The sequence below is a fragment of the Wolbachia endosymbiont of Drosophila bicornuta genome (assembly GCF_028982105.1).
GTDB lineage: Bacteria > Pseudomonadota > Alphaproteobacteria > Rickettsiales > Anaplasmataceae > Wolbachia > Wolbachia pipientis.
Genome location: NZ_JAPQLF010000041.1, coordinates 1 through 2,923, shown reverse-complemented (window position 1 = coordinate 2,923; position 2,923 = coordinate 1). Strand labels below are relative to the sequence as shown.

Below are 2,923 nucleotides of genomic sequence, written 5' to 3'. Positions count from 1 at the left end.
CATTCAACCTCCTTATCATCATCTACCCTTATCCTATCACATCCGGACTTTTATGGAAAGAGCTATACTTACATTATACTTTCAAGTATGGTGTTTTTTTATTCTAAACACTTAATAACCGCAATTTAGCTACTTTTTAATGCAACTAACCTTTAGTCATAAATGTTTAAGAAATTTACTAAACAGAAAAAAAGGCAAAAGAAACCCTAGGGTAGCTAGTTATTCACTATCCATTTTTTAAGTTGGCATTTTTTTATGTTTTAAATAGCGCATTTCAGCTTATATTAGGTAAAAACCTAGAAATTTTATAAAGACATAAGGTGCACATAGTGCAAAAAATTAAACATGAGACGCCAGATACGTGAGCCTTTTTGTCATTTAATCTGTACAGAGAAGATAAATAAATAGCTTCATTTTCATGATAAGGGGGCTGGCGAGGTTTGTCAAGGAATTTTTATGCAAGAGATCCATTGAAATGCCCCTGTAAAATTATACTATTAATTAGTACACTATAAATTTAAAATTATAGATATGTTAAGCAGATTGGTAATTTTGCTATTAGTTTTTATACTTCCTTTTTCTTCATACTCATACCAGTTTAGAACCAAAGCAAAGCAAGCATTAGTCTTAGATTTAGCTTCAGACTCATTCATTTTTGACCATAATTCTGATGAAAAAATGGCCCCATCTTCAATGAGCAAGCTAATGACTTTATATATAGCCTTCGATTATCTAAAAGCTGGAATAATACACATGGAGGATAAATTTCGAGTAAGTAGAAAAGCGTGGGAAAGGAGAGGCTCTTCTATGTTTTTGAAAGAAGGTCAATCCGTTACGGTGAGGGAATTACTTGAAGGAATTACAATAGTCTCAGGCAATGATGCCTGCATAACACTAGCCGAGGGCATTGCAGGATCAGAAGAGAATTTTGTGGCTGAAATGAATGAAGTTGCACAAAATTTGAATCTGAATGACAGTCATTTTGTCAACTCAAGCGGGTGGCCAGATGAAGATCATTTTATGAACGCAAAAGACTTGGTAATGCTGGCAAAAAGGATTTTCACCGATTTTCCTGAATATTATGATTTATTTTCCGAACAATATTTGACATATAATGAAATTGTACAAAAGAATAAAAATCTTCTACTTTTTCACGATATTGGGGTTGATGGCTTAAAAACCGGTTATACAAATGCTGGTGGTTACGGCATTGTAGCATCTGCAAAACGAAATGATAGGAGAATTTTTGCTGTCGTAAATGGTTTAAACACTGAGAAAGAGCGAATAGAAGAAGCAAAAAGATTGATACAATATTCCTTAAATCATTTTAACACTAAGAAAATATTCGTTAAAGACAGCGTAGTTGAGGAAGTAAATGTTCTCTATGGAAAAGATAGAAAAGTGCCTATTACAGTTGCAAACGATGTTACCATAACTTACAACCGCAAATTGCATGACCAAATTAAGGTGCGTATTGAATATAAAGATATGATACCTGCACCCATTAAAAAAGGTCAAGAAGTGGGCAAAGTTTTTGTAGAAATACCAGGTATTGAGCAACAAACTACACCACTTTATGCAGCAAATGACGTGCAGGAATTGAATTTCGTAGAAAAGTTTTTTAGGATGTTGTTTTAAGTTTGATATTAAAGCAATTCCGAAAGAGAGATCTATTGCACTTTAGTGTAGTTTTAACTAACAATTTCTGTTACAATACAAGATTGAAATGTTACGAAAATGTGCTGGGTATATTTGTTGCTGTCTAGTATCCTAGAGATACTGTGGGCTGTAACACTAAAGTTTAGTAACAGTTTTACTAAAGTTGTGCCTTCGATTGCAACATTGGTAATTATGATCATTAGCATTTATTTTTTATCTCTTGCAGCATGCTTTCTACCTATTAGAGTATGCTATGCAGTTTCCTCTGGAATATGCACAATTGGAATAACTATAATTGGTGCAACCACTTTCACAGAGAATATTAATTTATCTCAAGTTTTATGTATCGTTTTAATTGTAATAGGAACCATAGGGCTAAAGCTCTCTATTTAAACCTAAAGTTTATGCATGAATTGGATATATTTACTCTTATCGTCACTAATTGAAGTGTTCTGGGTCATAACACTTAAGCATAGTTATGGATTTACTCATCTCGTACCATCAATAATTAGCATACTCTCCATGGCTCTTAGTACATATTTACTTTCGCTCGCTACACGTTCTATACCTATCGGAGTATGCTATGCAATTTGGACTGGAGTGGGCGCTATAGGAGCTTCGATACTTGGAGTTTACCTATTTGATGAACCAGTTAATTTATTCGAAGTAATATGCTTTATTTTAATTACATTCGGGATTGTAGGATTAAAATTGTTTGATACTGCAAAACAAACTGTTGATAAAATGGAATAAAAGATCCCACTGGGATGAAAGAAGCAGATACTCCATATTGTCATGCAAATTGGAATCCAGACTTTTTTCTATATAGCATGGTGAAGACGGGAAACCTTAACCGTTCACACAATGGCGTCAACTTAAGGAAAAATGTCAGAGATTGTGTATAAAATTTCTCTCTAAATTTTTTATCATTAAATTATCCAAAGAGTGCAAGGGACAGCACTTTTGTTTCTGTTTTATTTCAACAAAGAAGTCTAAAATGTGTCCTTTTTAGGTGAAATATGCAAAAAGGAAAAAACCTTATTCTACAAATTAAAAATATAATATACTCGAAAACTTTTCAGAAAATCCATTGTGTTGAGTTTTACACGAACAAGCTTTTTCGACAGTATTTTCTATGATTTTAAAGTTAGTTAAAAAAAGTTTGGGAATAGAATGTGAACTTATGGAGCCATTGACATGTACCCTCAAAGCAAGCTTTTTCTAAAGCAAGGTATAAGATTTGCCATACAGGCTTTCAAGAATT

The 2,923-nt window shown here is 33.0% G+C and carries 3 protein-coding genes and 1 pseudogene; all 4 read left to right on the top strand.

Annotation, left to right across the window (positions count from 1 at the left end; genetic code table 11):
* The first annotated feature begins 531 nt into the window (after positions 1-531).
* Positions 532-1,638, top strand: a complete 1,107-nt coding sequence (locus OZD68_RS00580; protein WP_182309620.1) for a D-alanyl-D-alanine carboxypeptidase family protein — start codon at positions 532-534, stop codon at positions 1,636-1,638.
* A gap of 99 nt (positions 1,639-1,737) precedes the next feature.
* Positions 1,738-2,052, top strand: a complete 315-nt coding sequence (locus OZD68_RS00575; RefSeq protein ID WP_182309621.1) for a DMT family transporter — start codon at positions 1,738-1,740, stop codon at positions 2,050-2,052.
* 15 nt (positions 2,053-2,067) lie between these two features.
* Positions 2,068-2,412 (top strand): DMT family transporter, encoded by a 345-nt coding sequence (locus tag OZD68_RS00570; RefSeq protein ID WP_182309622.1) that lies wholly within the window; start codon positions 2,068-2,070, stop codon positions 2,410-2,412.
* A gap of 266 nt (positions 2,413-2,678) precedes the next feature.
* A pseudogene (locus tag OZD68_RS00565) lies at positions 2,679-2,923 on the top strand (IS4-like element ISWosp8 family transposase); the annotation flags it as partial.